Origin of the sequence: Chryseobacterium sp. Chry.R1, from assembly GCF_039645525.1 — a bacterium.
GTDB lineage: Bacteria > Bacteroidota > Bacteroidia > Flavobacteriales > Weeksellaceae > Chryseobacterium > Chryseobacterium proteolyticum.
Genome location: NZ_CP151793.1, coordinates 4,283,773 through 4,302,637, shown reverse-complemented (window position 1 = coordinate 4,302,637; position 18,865 = coordinate 4,283,773). Strand labels below are relative to the sequence as shown.

At 37.1% G+C, this 18,865-nt stretch carries 15 protein-coding genes; 10 read left to right on the top strand and 5 right to left on the bottom strand.

All coding sequences use genetic code 11. The features are described 5' to 3' along the window. Nucleotides 1–111: 111 nt before the first annotated feature. Entirely contained in the window at nt 112–324 is a 213-nt protein-coding gene (locus AAEU33_RS19195) for a hypothetical protein (protein ID WP_345989722.1), read from the bottom strand. Nucleotides 325–476: 152 nt separating this feature from the next. Here AAEU33_RS19195 and AAEU33_RS19190 point away from each other — a divergent pair, with 152 nt between their 5' ends. After that, nucleotides 477–1,289 (top strand): helix-turn-helix domain-containing protein, encoded by an 813-nt coding sequence (locus AAEU33_RS19190; protein WP_345989720.1) that lies wholly within the window; start codon nt 477–479, stop codon nt 1,287–1,289. 210 nt (nt 1,290–1,499) lie between these two features. Here AAEU33_RS19190 and AAEU33_RS19185 read toward each other — a convergent pair whose 3' ends face one another. Next, nucleotides 1,500–1,718, bottom strand: coding sequence for a cytochrome C551 (locus tag AAEU33_RS19185; protein WP_345989718.1), 219 nt, complete (start codon nt 1,716–1,718; stop codon nt 1,500–1,502). A 243-nt stretch (nt 1,719–1,961) separates the two neighbouring features. Beyond that, nucleotides 1,962–3,740, bottom strand: a complete 1,779-nt coding sequence (locus AAEU33_RS19180) for a long-chain fatty acid--CoA ligase (RefSeq protein WP_345989716.1) — start codon at nt 3,738–3,740, stop codon at nt 1,962–1,964. Between the two features lie 145 nt (nt 3,741–3,885). Here AAEU33_RS19180 and AAEU33_RS19175 point away from each other — a divergent pair, with 145 nt between their 5' ends. Further along, complete coding sequence (locus AAEU33_RS19175; RefSeq protein ID WP_345989715.1) at nt 3,886–5,025, top strand: acyl-CoA dehydrogenase; 1,140 nt, start codon at nt 3,886–3,888, stop codon at nt 5,023–5,025. 27 nt (nt 5,026–5,052) lie between these two features. Then, nucleotides 5,053–5,418: a hypothetical protein gene (locus AAEU33_RS19170; RefSeq protein WP_172277375.1), complete on the top strand. Its 366-nt coding sequence runs from the start codon at nt 5,053–5,055 to the stop codon at nt 5,416–5,418. Nucleotides 5,419–5,698: 280 nt separating this feature from the next. Here the strand turns inward: AAEU33_RS19170 and AAEU33_RS19165 are convergent, their stop codons facing one another. After that, nucleotides 5,699–6,631, bottom strand: coding sequence for a DUF4349 domain-containing protein (locus tag AAEU33_RS19165; protein WP_345989713.1), 933 nt, complete (start codon nt 6,629–6,631; stop codon nt 5,699–5,701). 223 nt (nt 6,632–6,854) lie between these two features. Then, complete coding sequence (locus AAEU33_RS19160) at nt 6,855–8,450, bottom strand: peptide chain release factor 3 (RefSeq protein WP_172277381.1); 1,596 nt, start codon at nt 8,448–8,450, stop codon at nt 6,855–6,857. 221 nt (nt 8,451–8,671) lie between these two features. Here AAEU33_RS19160 and AAEU33_RS19155 point away from each other — a divergent pair, with 221 nt between their 5' ends. The 7 genes from AAEU33_RS19155 (at nt 8,672) to AAEU33_RS19125 (ending at nt 18,808) form a co-directional block, all read left to right on the top strand. After that, nucleotides 8,672–9,502, top strand: coding sequence for a type II CAAX endopeptidase family protein (locus tag AAEU33_RS19155; protein WP_345989711.1), 831 nt, complete (start codon nt 8,672–8,674; stop codon nt 9,500–9,502). 19 nt (nt 9,503–9,521) lie between these two features. Beyond that, nucleotides 9,522–10,106, top strand: a complete 585-nt coding sequence (rdgB, locus tag AAEU33_RS19150) for an RdgB/HAM1 family non-canonical purine NTP pyrophosphatase (protein WP_345989710.1) — start codon at nt 9,522–9,524, stop codon at nt 10,104–10,106. A gap of 62 nt (nt 10,107–10,168) precedes the next feature. Next, a complete protein-coding gene (locus AAEU33_RS19145; RefSeq protein ID WP_345989708.1) occupies nt 10,169–11,083 on the top strand; it encodes a ribonuclease Z in 915 nt (304 codons plus the stop codon). Between the two features lie 8 nt (nt 11,084–11,091). Next, nucleotides 11,092–11,859, top strand: a complete 768-nt coding sequence (locus AAEU33_RS19140) for a TIGR02757 family protein (protein ID WP_273647390.1) — start codon at nt 11,092–11,094, stop codon at nt 11,857–11,859. Between the two features lie 10 nt (nt 11,860–11,869). Next, nucleotides 11,870–12,430 carry a DUF1003 domain-containing protein gene (locus tag AAEU33_RS19135; RefSeq protein ID WP_172277396.1) on the top strand — a complete coding sequence of 187 codons (561 nt, stop codon included), beginning with the start codon at nt 11,870–11,872 and terminating at the stop codon, nt 12,428–12,430. A 240-nt stretch (nt 12,431–12,670) separates the two neighbouring features. Further along, nucleotides 12,671–15,052 carry a choice-of-anchor L domain-containing protein gene (locus tag AAEU33_RS19130; protein WP_345989706.1) on the top strand — a complete coding sequence of 794 codons (2,382 nt, stop codon included), beginning with the start codon at nt 12,671–12,673 and terminating at the stop codon, nt 15,050–15,052. A gap of 183 nt (nt 15,053–15,235) precedes the next feature. Continuing rightward, nucleotides 15,236–18,808: a choice-of-anchor L domain-containing protein gene (locus AAEU33_RS19125; protein WP_345989705.1), complete on the top strand. Its 3,573-nt coding sequence runs from the start codon at nt 15,236–15,238 to the stop codon at nt 18,806–18,808. Nucleotides 18,809–18,865 lie beyond the last annotated feature (57 nt).

Sequence of the window (18,865 nt, the reverse complement as noted above, 5' to 3'; positions counted from 1 at the left end):
GTGAAAATTGTTACGATATTATCTATTTTAATGATAAATTTTTAATACCAGTTGATTGGGGCTCTTCTTCTATGTAAAAATAAATCCGCAGAATTTCTGCGGATTATTTTATTATTTTGTTTTTGTAGAATCTGTTTTTGCTTTTAAACTGTCCGATGGGCTGGTTTGAGCCGTGTCAGAGTTGGCAACTGCAGAATCTCCCATTGTATTTCTCATGGCATTTTTATCATGCTCATCTTTAAATTCTTCCCGCTTTTCTTTATTCTGGGCGCAGCTTCCCATAATAAATAATCCTAAAACTGCTCCGATCCATAATTTTTTCATAGTAATTTCTTTTAATGTTTGTTAATCAAATATAGAAAAATATTAGTATTAAGAGTATATAAGCTTATATTCATTATAAAAATACGAGATAATGTAATTTTTCAGTTATTTTTGAGACCTATTGTATATCAACGCATTATAAAGAAAAAGACATGGAACTGCAATTGATGAAACCTAAGAATCCCACGCTGGCTAATTTTCTGGAAGGTTATTATTTCCTGAATAAAAGCCGGTATTCAGAGGATATAGAGTATCTCACTTTTCCTAATAACTACAGTATTGTATCAATATCCCGTAATGTAGAGTTGCAGTTTGAAAATAATGAGATACGGGTCATTGAAAAAAATAACGGAGGATTTTCATCAGACTTGATATGCCATTATAAAAGGCCTATAAAAGTATTAATACAAGGCTGCTTAAATGAAATAACCTTTTATTTTAAGCCGTTGGGATTAAATGCTTTTTTAGAACGGCCATTGAAAGAATATACCAAGGACTTTTCCAAAATGTTTTTCCCTTATGATGATTTTGAAGCCTCAATGATTCCGATATTAGAAGAACAGGATCCTGAAAAAAGAGTAGAAATGATTGAAGATTTTTGGATGTCCAGGTATATAGGTTTCAATCATGCATTCCTTAATGAATTGGTGGGTGATGTACTGATGGACCTGGATAAGTCTGTAGAAGCTCATGCCTGCGAATATAAAACAACAAGGCAGACGATTAATAAGCTTTTCGATCTTTATTTATGTAAAAGTCCGTCCGATTTCAGGAAAATTCAACGGTTCAGAGAAACTCTCCTTGAGCATGTCGGGAAGAAAACTCTTACCGAACTAAGCTATGATCACTTGTTTTATGATCAATCCCACCTGATAAAAGATTTTAAAGCGCTTACAGGTTTTACCCCTAGAAAATTTTTTGACAAGGTATATTCCGAAGGAAAAGTAAAATGGTTGTTTCTTTAGCCAGGTTTACAATTTTACAATTTTTCATAGAGAGGAATGTGTACTTTTGAAAGCAATACCACTAATCATGAAAACTAAAATTAGTATTGCAGTGTTTCCTGTTTAAGGTTCAGGGCTATTCAATATGTACACAAGAATCAAAATCTGTACTCCATAAAAAAATCCGTAGCGTTTCAGCTGCGGATTTTCCATATTTAAGTTAAAAATTTATTATCGGGTTGCGGGAGCTTTTACCGTATCCATTTTCATTTTGATACTATCAGGAGGTAATGTCTTTGTTTTGACTGTGTCAGTAGTAGAAGGTGCTGTTTTCACAGTTTTATCTGCTGCTGTAGAATCTGTAGTTCCTGATGACATTTGGGCCTCCTTGGTTCCGCAACTCACTGCAAATATCCCTAAACCCAGGGTTAGCAATATCAACTTTTTCATAATATTCTGTTTTGGTGTATAACATACAGTTCAATAATTGTTCCTAACGGGGTGTTCGTATTATTAAAAAACAATAAAAAAATGAAAATTATGTTAATTAAAACTTTATTGCGTTTATTTGAATAATAAAATTTAAGAATTGTATTTAAAATATTTATAATGATGAAATTTTATCTGACTTTCTAAGGATGAACACAATATTTAAAACATAAAAAAACCGCCCCTGCAAGGGCGGTTACTATTTTATTCATGATGCTCATACATTTTATTGTATAAGTCAATAAACTTTTCTTTGACCGCTTTTCTCTTGAGTTTAAGGGTAGGCGTTAAAAGACCTCCTTCAATACTCCATACTTCAGGAGTCAATTCAATCTTTTTAATTTTTTCCCAGTTTCCGAGATGTTCATTAATGCCATCAATTTCTTTTTCTATTCTTTCTTTTAATTCAGGGCTTTTTGCAATTTCCTGAGGAGTAGAGCCTACATTCAGGTTATTTCTCATAGCCCAGCTTTTGGCAAATTCAAAGTCTGGCTGAATAAGTGCACATGGCATTTTCTCGCCGTCACCGACTACCATAATCTGTTCTATGAATTTAGAAGCTTTTGCCTGGTTTTCTATAATCTGTGGTGCAATATATTTACCTCCGGATGTTTTGAACATTTCTTTCTTACGATCGGTGATTTGTAGAAAGCCGTCAGCATCAATATTTCCGATATCTCCGGTTTTAAAATATCCGTCTTCAGTAAAAACTTCTTTTGTCATTTCTTCATTTTTAAAATAACCTTTAAAAACAGAAGGACCTTTTACTGTTATTTCACCGTCTTCCTGGATTTTTACATGTAAATTATCCAATGGAAGTCCTACGGTTCCGATTTTCATCTTATCAAAACTATTTACGGAGATCACGGGCGATGTTTCCGTTAATCCATATCCTTCCAGAATAGGAATCCCGGCATTCTGAAACATCAGGTTTAATCTTGTGGAAAGTGCTGCAGAACCTGAAACCAAAGTGATGATTTCACCTCCCAGACCTTCTCTCCATTTTGAAAATACAAGTTTATCAGCAATAAGTTCCAAAAGACCGGAAGGCTTTGAAACTTCTTTCTTTTTTGAGATCAGGTTCAGGGCCCAGAAAAAGATTTTTGATTTTAATCCTCCTGCTGAAGATCCGGTGTTGTAAATCTTATCATATACTTTTTCTACCAATCGCGGAACAACACTCATATAATGAGGTTTTACCTCCTTTACATTTTCTCCCATTTTATCAATGCTTTCAGCGAAATAAACGGAGAACCCATTGTATTGGAACAGGTAGAAAAGCATTCTTTCAAAAATATGACAGATCGGCAAAAAGCTTAACACTCTTGTTTCTTTATAGTCAAGGCTTCTTTTCTTGGGAATCCTTGGAACAGAACCCAGAACATTGGAAACGATATTATGGTGGGTAAGCATTACTCCTTTAGGCCTTCCCGTAGTTCCTGAAGTATAAATAATGGTGGCCAGGTCTTCAGAATTAATGGCATTCGATAGATCTTCCACTTCAATTTGTGTAGAATCATCTTCACCCAGATCCAAAATTTCACGCCAGTTTGGAGCACCACTGATCATATCAAATGTGAAAACTCCTTGTAAAGAAGGAATGTTATGCTTCACTTTCATTACTTTGGCAAGCAATTCTTTATCAGAAACAAAGCAATATTGTATTTCGGCATTATTAAAGATGAATTCGTAATCTTCATGGGATATGCTTGGATATACAGGGACTGAAACAACACCGATCTGGGAGAGTCCCAAATCCATCACCGCCCATTCCGTACGGGTATTGGTGGTAATGAGTGCAATCTTATCTCCGGGTTTTATTCCAAGCTTTAAAAGTCCCCTGGATATTTTGTTTCCCTGATTGATAAATTCCTGTGTAGATGTTTTTTTCCATTCACCCTGATACTTTGTAACGAACATGTCCGTTTTAGGAAATTTCTCCAAAGCATAGTGAGGTATATCGAATAATCTTTTGATCGTCATAATTTTTTATGTAATTTTTAAGGAAATCTAAATATAAGCATTTTTGTGAAAATAGCATAAACCTCACTGGAATTTTCCAATAGTAATTATTTTTTCAGATTTGCTTAAAAAGTGTAAATTTACGACCATCTAATTATTAATTTTTATGGACTTTAATTTATCCGAAGAACAGCTGATGATACAGCAGGCAGCAAGAGATTTTGCACAAAACGAACTATTACCAGAGGTTATTGAAAGAGATCGCGATCAGAAATTCCCGACTGAGCAGGTAAAGAAGATGGGTGAAATGGGGCTTTTAGGGATGATGGTAGATCCGAAGTACGGTGGAGCAGGAATGGATAGTGTTTCTTACGTTTTGGCAATGGAGGAGATCGCAAAAGTAGATGCATCTGCAGCGGTTGTAATGTCTGTAAACAATTCATTAGTTTGTGCAGGTTTGGAAAAATTTGCTTCTGAGGAACAAAAACAAAAATATCTTACCCCTTTGGCAAGTGGACAGGTAATTGGTGCATTTGCTTTATCTGAGCCTGAAGCAGGATCTGATGCGACATCACAAAAGACCACTGCAGAGGATAAGGGAGATTATTACCTTTTGAACGGAATCAAGAACTGGATTACCAACGGAGGTACGGCTACTTATTACATCGTTATTGCACAAACTGACCCTGAGAAAAAGCATAAGGGAATCAATGCGTTTATCGTGGAAAGAGGATGGGAAGGTTTTGAAATCGGACCGAAAGAAGATAAATTGGGAATCAGAGGAAGTGATACGCACTCTTTGATCTTTAATAACGTAAAAGTACCAAAAGAGAACAGAATAGGAGAAGATGGATTTGGATTCAATTTTGCTATGGCTGTACTAAATGGAGGAAGAATCGGGATTGCTTCTCAGGCTTTGGGAATTGCTTCCGGAGCTTATGAGCTGGCTTTGAAATATGCTAAAACGAGAAAAGCGTTTAAAACTGAAATTATCAACCACCAGGCTATTGCCTTCAAATTAGCAGACATGGCTACGCAAATTACAGCTGCCAGAATGCTTTGCTTTAAGGCTGCAACTGAAAAAGATGCAGGAAAAGATATCTCTGAAAGTGGAGCGATGGCAAAGTTATATGCTTCCCAGGTAGCAATGGATACTTCTATTGAAGCAGTACAGATCCATGGTGGCTATGGATACGTGAAAGAATATCACGTGGAAAGATTTATGCGTGATGCTAAGATCACCCAGATCTATGAAGGAACTTCTGAAATCCAGAAAATTGTGATTTCAAGAAGTATTTCAAAATAAAAAAAAAACAAACAAACACAACTATTTATGAAAAAAACTTGGTGGATTACTCTCGGAGTCATTGTACTTCTTTTAGGAGTATTTGTATGGTATAAATACTTCTTCGTTTTCGGAGAAGGAGTAAAATCTGGTTATCTGAATTACGCGATTAAGAAAGGATATGTTTTTAAGACGTATGAAGGTAAATTGATTCAGGAAGGCTTCGGCCGGGGAAAAACAGGAAGTATAACAAGCTATGAGTTTGAGTTTTCCGTAAACGATCCTGAAGTTTTTAAACAACTTGAAACCAACAGTGGTAAAAGCTTTGATCTTCATTATAAAGAATATAAAGGAGCCTTACCATGGAGAGGAAATACCAGGTATGTTGTAGATAAAGTAGTGAATATGAAATAATGAAAGGCTCTCGATCGAGAGCCTTTCATATACACGCACCACAAAATATTAAGATATAATATTGTTTCTTTATATGATCTTCTTTATATAAGTATTGAATAAAGTAAGATTTTATTTAATAATCACCTGAACCGGACTTTGGAAATTGGTCTATACTGCCAGGTGTTCGTTTTTTAATTCTGTATCATAAAGTTAGTAAAGAATATTTTCTTTATGACCATCCGGGCATTAAAAAAAAATTAAAAATAAAACACCCCCAGGTCTGAAGGTGATTTTGTACTTAGTGAGAAGGGCTTTTGGGAATATTTTTGTTTTTTCTTTTGTAAAAATAATATCCGATCCCTCCGATAAGGAATACAGGCCAGAAAGGCAGGAAAAATAAAAAAATACCTGTGATAACATCCCATCCTGAAGAGATGGCAGCGATCGAGCGATTACCAAAAGTTTCAGGTTCTTTATCTTCCGCATACCATGATGTTGTTCCGTATAAAGTAATTTCCAGATCACACATTGTATTTTCCAGATAATTCTGCCCGGAAACTTCTGTTTCCTTTTTTTCAACAGAGCCGATACTACTGAGATCAGCCATAAGATATTCAAATTTCTGGATGGGAACCTTTACTCGCAGATAAGCCGTTTTCTTATCATCATTACCCGAAGAAATACTTTCACTTCTTATAAAACCATCATATTTTCTTATTTGCTCGCTTACAAGGTCTTTGGCTGTTTCGGCGTTTTCAACTTTTAATTCCAGGGTACCCGTTTTTATCATTTTGTTTTTAGAAATATTTGCTTCTTCATTTGCCTTGTTGTTTTTATCTTTATAAACAACCCGGGTTTCTCTAATGATCTTTGGAGAAGGAACATTGATCACCATTTTTTCAGCTTTTTTTTCGGTAGAATCTTTCTTTTCTTTTTTTGATTCAAGCCGGGTGGAAGTAATCTGCTGCGAAAGGGAGTCCACACTTTTTGAGGTCGCTTTAATAGTTTCTTTGAGGTTGCTTTGGGCTTGATCAAATTCTTTGATTTTTACATTTGCTGAATCAAATACAGCATCTGCCGTGTTGGCCATCTTATTGATGCCTTCTGATGCAGCAACAACAGAACTGTCAACAGATTGTACAGCTTCTTTCAGCTGAGATTGCGTTGCTTCACTTTTTTTACATGCTATAAAGGAGGTGGATAAAGCAATAAGTAAGATATACTTTTTCATACGATTAATTTTTTTTGATGAGGTAAAATTAGCTGGGTGATCAAAGCTTCGCTTGTAAAAAGACTGTATTCTTTCGGTAAAATCTTAAGTGCTATGTAATGAGGCATTTGTATTGTTTGTAAAACTATTTTACAAATGGGGAATGCTTTTGTTTTATAGATTTTGTACAAAAAAAACCGCTCAGTATCTACTGAACGGTTTTAAATTATTGGGTAACAATTTTTTATTGTTGACTGAACTCACTGATGAAATGGAGTTTGACATTCGGGAATTTCTCCTGAGTCATATGGATGGTAAACGAAGAATCCGCTAAAAATACAAGCTGGTTATACTTATCTCTTGCCAGGAATCTCTGTTTCAGCCTTGCAAATTCTTTAAATTCCTCAGATTTCTCATCTGCTTCCACCCAACATGCTTTGTGCATAGAAAGAGGTTCGTACGTACATTTTGCTCCGTATTCATGCTCAAGACGGTATTGAATAACTTCATACTGAAGCGCACCTACCGTTCCGATTATTTTTCGGTTATTCATTTCAAGGGTAAATAACTGAGCAACCCCTTCGTCCATTAGCTGATCGATACCTTTAGCCAATTGCTTAGCTTTAAGTGGGTCGTTATTATTGATATAACGGAAATGTTCAGGAGAGAAACTAGGTATTCCTTTAAAGCTCAATTTTTCTCCACCGGTTAATGTATCACCAATCCTGAAACTTCCTGTATCGTGTAATCCTACAATATCACCAGGGAAACTTTCATCTACTACTTCTTTTTTATCTGCAAAGAAAGCATTAGGAGATGAGAATTTCATTTTTTTACCTTCTCTTACTAATAAGTAATTTTCATTTCTTTTAAAAGTTCCGGATACAATTTTAACGAATGCCAGGCGGTCTCTGTGTTTAGGATCCATATTAGCATGGATTTTGAAAACGAATCCTGTAAAATTATTTTCCTCAGGTTTTACAATTCGGGTATCGCTTTCTTTAGGTTGAGGCATCGGTGCAATTTCTATAAAAGCATCCAATAATTCACGTACCCCAAAGTTGTTCAAAGCAGATCCAAAGAAAACCGGCTGTAAATCACCTTTCATATAATCTTCACGACTGAATTCCGGGTAAACGGATTGCACTAGTTCCAGCTCATCACGTAAAGTTTTAGCCGCTTTTTCCCCGATCAGTTCATCGATGGCAGGATCGTTGATATCATCAAATTTAACCGTCTCACCAACCTTTTGCTTTTTTTCCTCCAGAAATAACTGGATATTGTTTTCCCAGATATTATAAATACCCTGGAAGTCACTACCCATTCCAATTGGCAGGGAAAGAGGGACTACACTAAGACCCAGTTTTTGTTCAACTTCATCTAACAAGTCAAAAGCATCCTTACCTTCACGGTCCAGTTTATTAATGAAAACCAGCATCGGGATGTTTCTCATTCTACAAACCTGAACCAGTTTTTCTGTTTGTTCCTCAACTCCTTTTGCCACGTCTATCACGACGATTACGGAATCAACTGCAGTTAATGTTCTATACGTGTCTTCGGCAAAATCCTTATGCCCGGGAGTATCCAGAATGTTTATTTTGTGCCCTTTGTATTCAAAAGCCAATACGGAAGTGGCAACAGAGATCCCTCTCTGTCTTTCAATTTCCATAAAGTCGGAGGTAGCTCCTTTTTTTATCTTGTTGGATTTTACTGCACCAGCTTCCTGAATAGCTCCCCCGAAAAGAAGTAACTTTTCCGTCAAGGTTGTTTTTCCGGCATCAGGGTGAGAAATAATCCCAAATGTTTTTCTTTTTTGTATTTCTTTGATTAAGTCTGACATAGTGTATTTTGAAGTTGCAAAAATCGTGATTTTTTATGACGCTGTCAAATAAATTACAAAACAAAAAGAAAACTCCCCGGTATATTCGGAATCAAAGGATAACCGGAATGTCGGAACCGAATCACTTTCCGGAATTTAAACAGCCCTAAGAATTTTCTTTTTTTGTTGTTTAAGGCCTTCAAAAAAATTACCTTTGTTCATTAATTATTACAAAGGAAAACATGAAAAACAGCAGATATCCAAACTATACTTTTACATGGATCGGTGGCGTTGTTTTATTAGGAGGATTATTTGTGGGAACCATGTTCGTCACTTTTCTGAACTTCTTTTGGATGCTGATTTTTAAAGAAAACCTGCAGCTCAAAGATTGGTTTTTTATGTTATCCAATGCGGCAGGATTTTTAACGGCAATTGCTTTTTTTGATTTTTTCATTGTTAGGCCTACCACAAAACAAAAGCTGAATTTCAATTTTTCTCCTACCAATTTCTATACCTATCTTCTGATTTTTCCAATGATGATAGGGATGATGTTTATTTCTGAGTTTATAACCTCTCAGATTCCTGTAACCGGGCCTTTTTTCGGGAAATATTATGAGTTTTTCAGTGAGTTGATGAATCAGCTGACAGATGATCCTGTCGTTATGATCATAACGGCTGTGATTATGGCTCCGATCTTTGAAGAAATTATTTTTAGAGGAATTATTCAGAAAGGACTTATCAATAAAGGAGTAAAACCCTGGAAAGCGATCTTGTATGCTTCCATTATTTTCGGACTGGTGCATGGGAATCCATGGCAGTTTGTGGGAGCAGTTCTGCTGGGCTGCGTTTTAGGGATTGTTTATGAAAGGACAAAGTCGCTTTTATTGCCGATGTTGCTGCATGGTTTTAATAACTTATGTTCATCATTATTGATTACGTATACAAAAAATGAAAGTTTTTCAGAAGCATTTAAAATTTCTGAATGGATATTGCTGGCAGTAGGAATTGTACTTTTTTCTCTGTTTTACTATCTTTTTATGAAAAAATACAAGGTACATTACGCTGAAATTTAATTAAAAAAATGAAAAGGATATGGAATTACTAGTTGCAACGCACAATCAACATAAAAAGGAAGAAATTCAACAAATATTAGGAGGAGGTTATACCGTCAAAAGTCTTACGGATTACGACATCCACGAGGAGATTATAGAGGATGGAGACTCTTTTAATGCCAATGCCCTTATCAAGGCAAAATATTGTTTTGAAAAGACAGGGATTCCAAGTCTTGGAGATGACAGCGGATTGGTTGTGGAATCTTTGGACGGTCGTCCTGGGATTTTTTCGGCACGTTATGCAGGAGATCATGATTTTGCAAAAAATATAGAAAAAGTTTTAGGCGAAATGGAAGGTGTTGAAAACAGAAAAGCTTATTTTATCACAGTCTTATGTTATTATGATGAAAACGGAGCTCAATATTTTGAAGGGAGGGCTTACGGAAATCTGTTGACAGAGAATAAAGGACATAAGGGATTTGGATATGATCCGATTTTTGTTCCGGAAGGACATGAAAGAACATTTGCTGAAATGAACCCTGAAGACAAAAATAAGATCAGCCACCGGAAACAGGCTTTGGATTTGTTTCTGGATCATCTTAAAGTTGCTGGTGAATATCAATAATAGTTTTAGAAACAGGCATATCCAAAATTTCTGTCGTACATTTGCTATAATAAACTATTGATTTGAGTACTTATTTAACGATATTAGGCTTTAATTCAGCAATTCCTACGATTAATACCTCTCCAACGGCACAGTTGCTTGAAATGGAAGAAAGACATTTCCTGATCGATTGTGGAGAAGGTACACAGGTTCAGTTGAGAAAAGCCAAAGCAAGGTTTTCAAAGATTAATCATATTTTTATTTCCCATCTTCATGGGGATCATTGTTTCGGGTTACCGGGACTTATTGCTTCTTTCCGTTTGCTGGGCAGGGAAACTCCTTTACACGTGTATGGTCCTAAGGGGATTAAAAAAATGCTGGAAACCATTTTTACCATTACGGAAACCCATCGTGGATTTGAAGTTATTTATCACGAGCTGGACAAGGATTATTCCGAAAAGATCTATGAGGACAATAGAGTAGAGGTGTTTACAATTCCTTTGGATCACAGGATTTACTGTAGCGGTTATCTTTTTAGGGAAAAGCCGAAGGACAGACATATCAATATGAAGGAGATAGCCAAGTACAATGAAATTGAAGTATGTGATTATCATAATATAAAAGCAGGGAAGGACTTTGTGCTTAGTGACGGATATGTTCTGAAAAACGAAATCCTAACAGTGGATCCTATGCCATCGGTTTCGTATGCTTTTTGTAGTGATACAAGATATCTGGAATCTGTGATTCCTATTATAAAGAATGTTACTGTTTTGTATCATGAATCAACCTTTTTACATGATTTAAAGGAAATGGCGGATTATACCGGACATGCTACGGCTTTGGAAGCAGCTACGATAGCACAGAAAGCGGAGGTAGGTAAACTTATTCTTGGGCATTTTTCCAACAGATATGGAGATCTGACCGTATTTACCGATGAGGCAAGAACTGTTTTTCCTAATACATTCCTGCCGAAAGCATTGGAAAGTGTGAAAATTTAGATGAAGTTATGAATTTTGAAGAGTTAAGAGATTTTTTGAATGAAAAATCGGATCAGTATAATAACTATGATTTTATTGAAGATGATCCGATCCAGATTCCCCATCGTTTTTCCTTAAAGCAGGATATTGAGATTGCAGGTTTCCTGGCTGCAACCATATCGTGGGGAAACAGAAAATCTATTATCCGTTCTGCAGAAAAAATGCTGGATATCATGGGGAACTCTCCATACGATTTTGTTATGAATTTTTCAGAAAAAGATCTGGATTCGATTCGGGACAAAAGTATCCACAGAACTTTTAACGGGGAAGACTTTACTTATTTTATACAGCAATTTAATAAGGTTTACAGAGAAAATGAAAGCCTGGAAAATCTTTTCCTGATCAAAGATTCCGAATTTAATTTTTTGCATGCTATTGAAAGGTTCAGGACTTCTTTCTTAGAAACATCTAAACACAGAAGCCATAAGCATGTGAGCTCACCTTACAAAAATTCATCTTCCAAAAGAATCATTATGTTCTTACGGTGGATGGTTAGAAAAGATAAACGAAGTGTAGACTTTGGTATCTGGGAAAATATAGACCCGAAATACCTGTCGATTCCGCTGGATGTTCATACCGGGAACATTTCGAGAAAGCTTAGTCTGATTACAAGAACTCAGAACGACTGGAAAACAGTAGAAGAGCTCGATCAGGTAATCAGGCAGTTTGATGATAAGGATCCTGCAAAATATGATTTTGCATTATTTGGATTAGGAGTTAGTAAAGAATTTTTATAAAGAGGAAATAATGAAATCAAACACTGAAAAAACAGAAGTTCTTGAAAGGATTGCTAATGGAATTACGTGGTGGATTGGTTCTATTCCATCCCTTATAGCCCATACCTTATTTTTTATTATTTCATTTCTGCTGCCTTTACTTCATATTGTAGAATTTGATAAAATGCTTCTTATCCTTACTACCGTAGTTTCATTGGAAGCCATTTACCTGGCAATCTTCATTCAGATGTCTGTTAACAGGAGCCACGAAAAGATCGAAGATATCCAGGAAGACATTGAGGATATTCAGGAAGACATTGAAGAGATCAGTGAAGATATAGAGGAAATCAGCGAAGATATCGAAGAGATCAGTGAGGATATCGAAGAAATTAACGAAGATATTGAAGATATTCAGGAAGATATTGAGGAGATCAATGAGGATGAGGACGATGAAGATCACAATGAACGGGCAAAAAAAGTGATATTGAAAAGCAGTGTGAATTCCAACAAGAACGAGATAAAAGCTTTAAAAGATCAGATATTAAGGCTTCAGAATGAAATTGATGATCTAAAAAAAGATGGTTCAATATAGATACAATATACTTCTTGAGTGTGTGAAACTCTTTTTTATAAGTCTTATTTTTATTTAAATTTTAATTTTTCTGATTTTGAGCGAAATATTAAATATTTTATTTCCAAATACGGATACTGTTATTGTTTAATTTCAGTGAATTATTTTTTTAGTATTTATTTTATCTAATTACTGCTTTTGATTCGTAAAATATTAACATCATATGTTTATTTTTGCTATTTTTGAACAAACAATACCAAAATGTTAAATTATAGACTAAAAAACTACTTTTTCTTTTTAATATTGCTATTAGCCCCGCTCTTTTCGTTTTCCCAAAATGTAGGGAAACTGCCTCAAAGAAAGCCACAAAAGGAAAAAAGTACGGCAGCAAGTCTGAAGGCAGGAGCATTTATTGATGTAAATGTTGCCTCGTATGCTCCATCTGCTTTTACTCCCACACAGCTTGTAACAGACATCCTGATTAACGGAGGTACAAACTGCTCAACTCCGAATGTGACGAATGTTACAGTAAGCCCGAATCATGATGTTGCAAACAATGACAGGTTTTGGGGGTATTTTCACAGAGCTACTACCAATTTTCCTTTCAAAGACGGAATTGTACTTACTACGGGTTATGCAAGACAGGCCGGGAACTCTCTGGTAAGCGGAAGCTTATCCGGAAGCATTTCTATGCAGGGTGATGCTGACCTTGCAGCTGCTACAGGAACTAACCTGAGTAACCAACGGGATGCAGTTGCATTGGAATTTGATTTCGTACCCAACTCCAATCAGGTAAAATTTAATTATTTATTTGCTTCTGAAGAATATACAGGAGGTTATCCGTGTAATTATTCTGATGCGTTTGCATTATTGATAAAACCTGTAGCAGGTGGACCTTACGTGAATGTCGCTGTACTTCCGGGAACAGCAGGTGCAGTAAGTGTAACGAATATACGTCCTGCAAACCAGGATAATGGGTCTCCATTAACTTGCGGAGCTCTTAACGACTCTTATTTTGCGGGTTATAATACTTCAAATATAGAAACAAACTATAACGGAAGAACCATTCCTTTAACAGCCATTGCCGATGTAACGCCTGGTGTTGCTTATCATTTTAAAATGGTTTTATCAGACTACAATGATCAAAGTTTAGATTCAGCTGTTTTTTTAGAAGGTGGATCCTTTGATATAGGAATTAAAATTGTAGATGGAAATGGTACGGTTTTACCGGGCACGGTAAACATGTGTGATAATACTCCACAGATATTAAAAGCACAGGTAGTTACAGTACCGGGAATGACCTTTCAGTGGTTTAAAGATGGCGTTCCGATTCCGGGAGCTACCAACATTCAGTATGTGGCGACACAGCCTGGCGTTTATGAGGTAAAAGTTTCGGTACCTGGAAATCAGTGTCCAGGATCAGCAACTATTACGATTGTTGGAGGAACAACTCCTACAGCACATGATGCAGTGCTTAAGATTTGTACGACGCCAAATGCTTTAAACTTTGATTTAAATACAGCAATGCCATTGATCAGTACTACTGCGGGAGCTGTGTTTCACTTTTATGTAAATCAGGCAGACGCAGTTGCCCAAAATAATAATTTCATAAACAACCTAGCCAGCTACGACGGGACTGACGGACAAATTTTGTATGTAGTAGTTTCTAATGGTGCATTTTGTAGCAAAATGGTAAAGTTGACATTGAGAAAAGAAGCGACTCCTGTAGCACAGCTGATTTCTTCAAAAATGAAAATCTGTTCCGGTGAATCTGTTCTTTTAACAGCTTCTGGTGGTGCCACATACCAATGGAGTGACGTTTCAACAAACGGACCTACAAGAACAGTAAGTCCAACTCAGACGACTACGTATACCGTATATGCGATTGGGGTGCAGGGTTGTAAATCATTACAACCGGCTACGGTAACAGTAGAAGTGGTTCCGGCTATTACCTCTAATCTTACCGGAGGAATGATCTGTACCGGAGATCAGATTACGTTAGATGCCGGAGCTGGTCCTAACTATACTTATACCTGGAATACAGGAGCAACAACACAAACGATTACTGTAGCAACAAACGGTACGTACACCGTTACTATCGACAATGGTGTTTGTTCTAAGGTATTTACAACACAGGTAATTAAAGCAGTGATACCAACTGTCATTAAAGTGGATTATAACTCCAGTGGTACGATGGTTATTACCGCAAGTAATCCGAGTAACGGAATTTTAGAATATTCTATTGATAATGGATTAACATGGCAGCCTTCCAATATATTCAATAATGTTCCAAAAAATAAGCTGATATCGATCAGGGTTCGTGTGAAGAATACCAGTTGTGTAGGGTTTCTTGAATACTTTACATTTATGATGAAAAATGTAATTACTCCTAACGGAGATAATGTAAACGATATCATCGATTTTAGAGGAATCAATGAGTATAAAGATTTTACTGCAAGTATCTTTGATCGCTACGGGCGAGAAGTATATAAAGCCGAAAAAGTAAGGCCTTATTGGGATGGATATTTCCAGGGCAAGCGTTTACCTACTGCATCATATTGGTATCAGGTGACTTTTGAAGATCCTGCCAGTAAGGAAAAAGCAGTGAAAACCGGCTGGATCCTCCTGAAGAATTTTGAATAAAATATTAATCATATTTGTAAAAAGACTAACGATTCGTTAGTCTTTTTGTGTTTTATTAAATTATAAAGAGTATTTTAAGATAAATATGTTTACATTATTAACAATACAATTTGAATAGATTTGAGTTTCAATTAAAAAAAATAGTATTTTTGTTTAAAACAATATAAAATGTTAAATAGGAGGATGAGAAGTTTATTTCTGGCTTTATTTTTAGTTCTTGCAGGTAATATAGTGTTCTCCCAGAACAGGGGTCAAAACATTAAACTAAAACAACCTACAGCTGAAAGTATGAAAGCCGGAGCATTTATTGATGTAAATGCAGCCGGATATGCAGAATCTAACTATAACATTACTCAGTTGGTAAAAGATGTTCTTATCGCAGGAGGGTCTACGTGTACCACAGCCAATGTAAGTAATGTAAATGTATCTCCTAATCTACCAACAACGGATCAGAACAGAAGCTGGGGTTATTTTAATAAGGCAGGGACCAACTTTCCATTTTCAAAAGGTATTGTCCTTGTAACTGGATTTGCCAGAAAAGCAGGAAATAACTTTCAAAGTGTCTTAAGTGATCCGCTTCCCTCAGGAGGTGACGTTGACTTAGCAACAGCCCTGAATGTTAATAATGCCAATTTAAGGGATGCTACTTATATCGAATTTGACTTTGTACCTAGTTCTACTGAAGTTTCTTTTCGATACTTATTTGCTTCTAAAGAATATTCACCATCAGGAACTTTTACGTGTAGTATCGCAGATGGCTTTGCCTTATTACTGAAAAAAGTCGGTGATCCTACTTATACTAATTTAGCAGTTTTACCCAATGGTGCAGGTCCTGTAAGTGTAACCAATATTATTCCCTCAGGCTTGGCTTGTGGTCCTAAAAATGCACAATATTTTGCAGGAATGAATAATCCTCAGGTTGAAACCAACTTTGACGGACGCACGGTTCCTTTAACAGCAAAAGCAACGGTAATTCCAGGTGAAACCTATCATTTTAAAATGGTTTTAGCGGATTATCAGGACGTAAATTTTGATTCTGCTGTTTTTTTGGAGGCAGGATCCTTCGATATCGGAGTTCAGATTTTAGGTCCCGGAGGAGTAGCACTTCCTCCATCTATTAATATGTGTGACAATACTCCTCAGGTACTTACTGCATCGATCCAGAATGCAACAGCTTCCTACCAGTGGTTCTTGAATAATAATCCTATTGCTGGAGCTACCAACGCGACTTATACAGCGACCCAACCAGGAGTTTATACACTTCAGGTGCTTCTTGCAGGAAATACATGCCCGGGAACGGCCACTGTAACGATCGTAGGCGGAACTTCACCTACGGTACAAAATGCAACGTTGACAGCCTGCTATGCTCCAGGAAATGCAATATTTAATTTACCGGCTGCTCAAACATCGATCAGTACAACTCCAGGAGCTACATTTGCTTATTATGCCAATTTAGCGGATGCCAATGCCGGAAATGGAAATACGATAGCAACACCGGCAACATATTCAAGTCCTGGAGGACAGACGGTCTATGTTCTGGTTAAAAACGGATTTTGTTCAAAAGTTGCTCAGCTCCAGTTGATCAAAGCCCCTCAAATGACGGGGACAATAGCTCCTCCTACAGCGCTTACATGTGCTAATTCACAAATAACATTAAATGCATCGACTTCTGTATATCCTGCAGGATCTACATTTAACTGGACTACCACAGGTGGAAATATTGTTTCCGGAGGAAACACTTTAACTCCTGTAGTGAATGCGGCCGGAACTTACACATTGACTATTTCCAATACCTACCAGCCCGGAAATGTAGTGTGTACAGCAACTGCAACCGTTACTGTAGTAGGGGATAGTGCTCCTCCAACTACGGCTGTATCGGCAACTAAAGTATTAATCTGTGCAGGGGAGACTGTAACATTAACTGCTTCCGGTGGGACTACGTACAATTGGACGGGATTACCGGGGACGGGAAATACGCAAACCGTAACACCAGCCACTACCACCACTTATACGGTAACTGCTGTTGGAGCAAATGGATGTGTTTCTCAAAATCCTGCAAGTATAACAATTGAGGTTTCCCAACCTATTGCAGTGCAAAATGCTACTTTGCTTAAATGTTATCAACCAGGTAATTTAACATATGATCTTACTTCTGCTCAGCCACAAATTACAACGGTAGGAACGGCAACCTTTGCTTACTATGCCAATTTAGCGGACGCTAATGCAGGAAACGCCAATACGATTGCGGTACCAACAGCTTATCCGACGCCAGGGAATGTAACGGTTTATGTTCTGGTGAAGAATGGCGGATGTAGTTATGTGGTCAATCTGCAGCTATTAAAAACTGCCGAAACAACATTAACGATTGCAACTCCACCAACTATTACATGTACCACAACACAGATTACATTGGACGCATCGGCATCAGTCGTGCCGGCAGGTTCTTCCATATTATGGACTACAACAGGGGGCAATATTGTTTCAGGGGCCAATACATTAACACCGGTTGTTAATGCAGGCGGAACGTATACATTAACAGTACAGAATACAACACAGCCTGGAAATGTAAACTGTAGCTACACAGCCAATGTTACGGTGGTGGAAAATAAAACACCACCAACGGCAACCTTAACTTCTTCCCACGCTCAAATTTGTGTAGGAGAGTCGGTGACTTTAACAGCCGGCGGAGGAGTAAGCTATAACTGGACGGGTCTGACCGGAAACGGGAGTACACAAACGGTTTCTCCGACAGTCACTACAACTTATACTGTATATGCTGTAGGAGCTAATGGATGTATTTCAACAAACCCTGCAACGGTTACCGTGATCGTAGGGCCACCGGTTGCATCAGTGACTGCCTCAAAATCAAAAATATGTGCCGGAGAATCTGTTACATTAACAGCTTCCGGAGGGATTACTTATAATTGGGTAGGATTGACAGGAAACGGAAATACCCAGGTGGTTTCTCCAACGGTTACAACAACTTACTCAGTATATGCGCTGGGAGGGAACGGATGTACATCACTGGTTCCTGCCACGATTACAATTGAAGTGGTGCCAGCTATTACCTCTACCTTACAGGATGTATATGTTTGTGCCGGTGATACAGGAATCCTGGATGCCGGAAGTGGCCCGAATTACACTTATATATGGAGTAACGGAGCAACGACTCAAACAATTTCAACAAATATTACAGGAACCTATACGGTTACCATAAGTAATGGAACCTGTTCGAAAGCGTTTACCGCTCAGCTATTAAATCCTAATCTGCCACAGTTCACCAATATTGTTTATGAAAACCATGTGCTGACTTTAAGTGCAACCAATCCTACCGGAGGAACATTGGAGTATTCTATTGACGGAGGGCTTACCTGGCAGAATTCCAATATATTTAATAATGTACTAAATAACACAAATTATAATCTGATGGTAAGGGTAAAGGATGCCAAATGTAGTACCTCATTAAGCTACTTCACTTTTGTAATCAGTAACGCTATCACTCCTAACTCGGATGGAAAGAATGACACAATCGACTTTTCAGGAATAAGCGGATATAATAATTTTGCGGCTTCTATTTTCAACAGATATGGACAGGAACTCTTTAAAGCTACTAAGTTAGAACCTGCCTGGAATGGAACAGTAAAAGGATTAGCACTGCCAACTGCTACTTATTGGTACAGAGTACAGTGGGAGAATCCTGCCAGTAAAAAATTAGAATTACGAACAGGATGGATATTGTTGAAAAACAGGAATTAATTTTTAAAAATATACTCTTAAATGTAAGCCTTTCATAATTGGAAGGCTTTGTTTTTT

What these genes read in the sequence shown, in the direction of transcription:
- AAEU33_RS19195 (WP_345989722.1), bottom strand. Translation starts at nt 324, where the DNA reads ATGAAAAAATTATGGATCGGAGCAGTTTTAGGATTATTTATTATGGGA.
- AAEU33_RS19190 (WP_345989720.1), top strand. Translation starts at nt 477, where the DNA reads ATGGAACTGCAATTGATGAAACCTAAGAATCCCACGCTGGCTAATTTT.
- AAEU33_RS19185 (WP_345989718.1), bottom strand. Translation starts at nt 1,718, where the DNA reads ATGAAAAAGTTGATATTGCTAACCCTGGGTTTAGGGATATTTGCAGTG.
- AAEU33_RS19180 (WP_345989716.1), bottom strand. Translation starts at nt 3,740, where the DNA reads ATGACGATCAAAAGATTATTCGATATACCTCACTATGCTTTGGAGAAA.
- AAEU33_RS19175 (WP_345989715.1), top strand. Translation starts at nt 3,886, where the DNA reads ATGGACTTTAATTTATCCGAAGAACAGCTGATGATACAGCAGGCAGCA.
- AAEU33_RS19170 (WP_172277375.1), top strand. Translation starts at nt 5,053, where the DNA reads ATGAAAAAAACTTGGTGGATTACTCTCGGAGTCATTGTACTTCTTTTA.
- AAEU33_RS19165 (WP_345989713.1), bottom strand. Translation starts at nt 6,631, where the DNA reads ATGAAAAAGTATATCTTACTTATTGCTTTATCCACCTCCTTTATAGCA.
- AAEU33_RS19160 (WP_172277381.1), bottom strand. Translation starts at nt 8,450, where the DNA reads ATGTCAGACTTAATCAAAGAAATACAAAAAAGAAAAACATTTGGGATT.
- AAEU33_RS19155 (WP_345989711.1), top strand. Translation starts at nt 8,672, where the DNA reads ATGAAAAACAGCAGATATCCAAACTATACTTTTACATGGATCGGTGGC.
- rdgB (WP_345989710.1), top strand. Translation starts at nt 9,522, where the DNA reads ATGGAATTACTAGTTGCAACGCACAATCAACATAAAAAGGAAGAAATT.
- AAEU33_RS19140 (WP_273647390.1), top strand. Translation starts at nt 11,092, where the DNA reads ATGAATTTTGAAGAGTTAAGAGATTTTTTGAATGAAAAATCGGATCAG.
- AAEU33_RS19135 (WP_172277396.1), top strand. Translation starts at nt 11,870, where the DNA reads ATGAAATCAAACACTGAAAAAACAGAAGTTCTTGAAAGGATTGCTAAT.
- AAEU33_RS19130 (WP_345989706.1), top strand. Translation starts at nt 12,671, where the DNA reads ATGTTAAATTATAGACTAAAAAACTACTTTTTCTTTTTAATATTGCTA.
- AAEU33_RS19125 (WP_345989705.1), top strand. Translation starts at nt 15,236, where the DNA reads ATGAGAAGTTTATTTCTGGCTTTATTTTTAGTTCTTGCAGGTAATATA.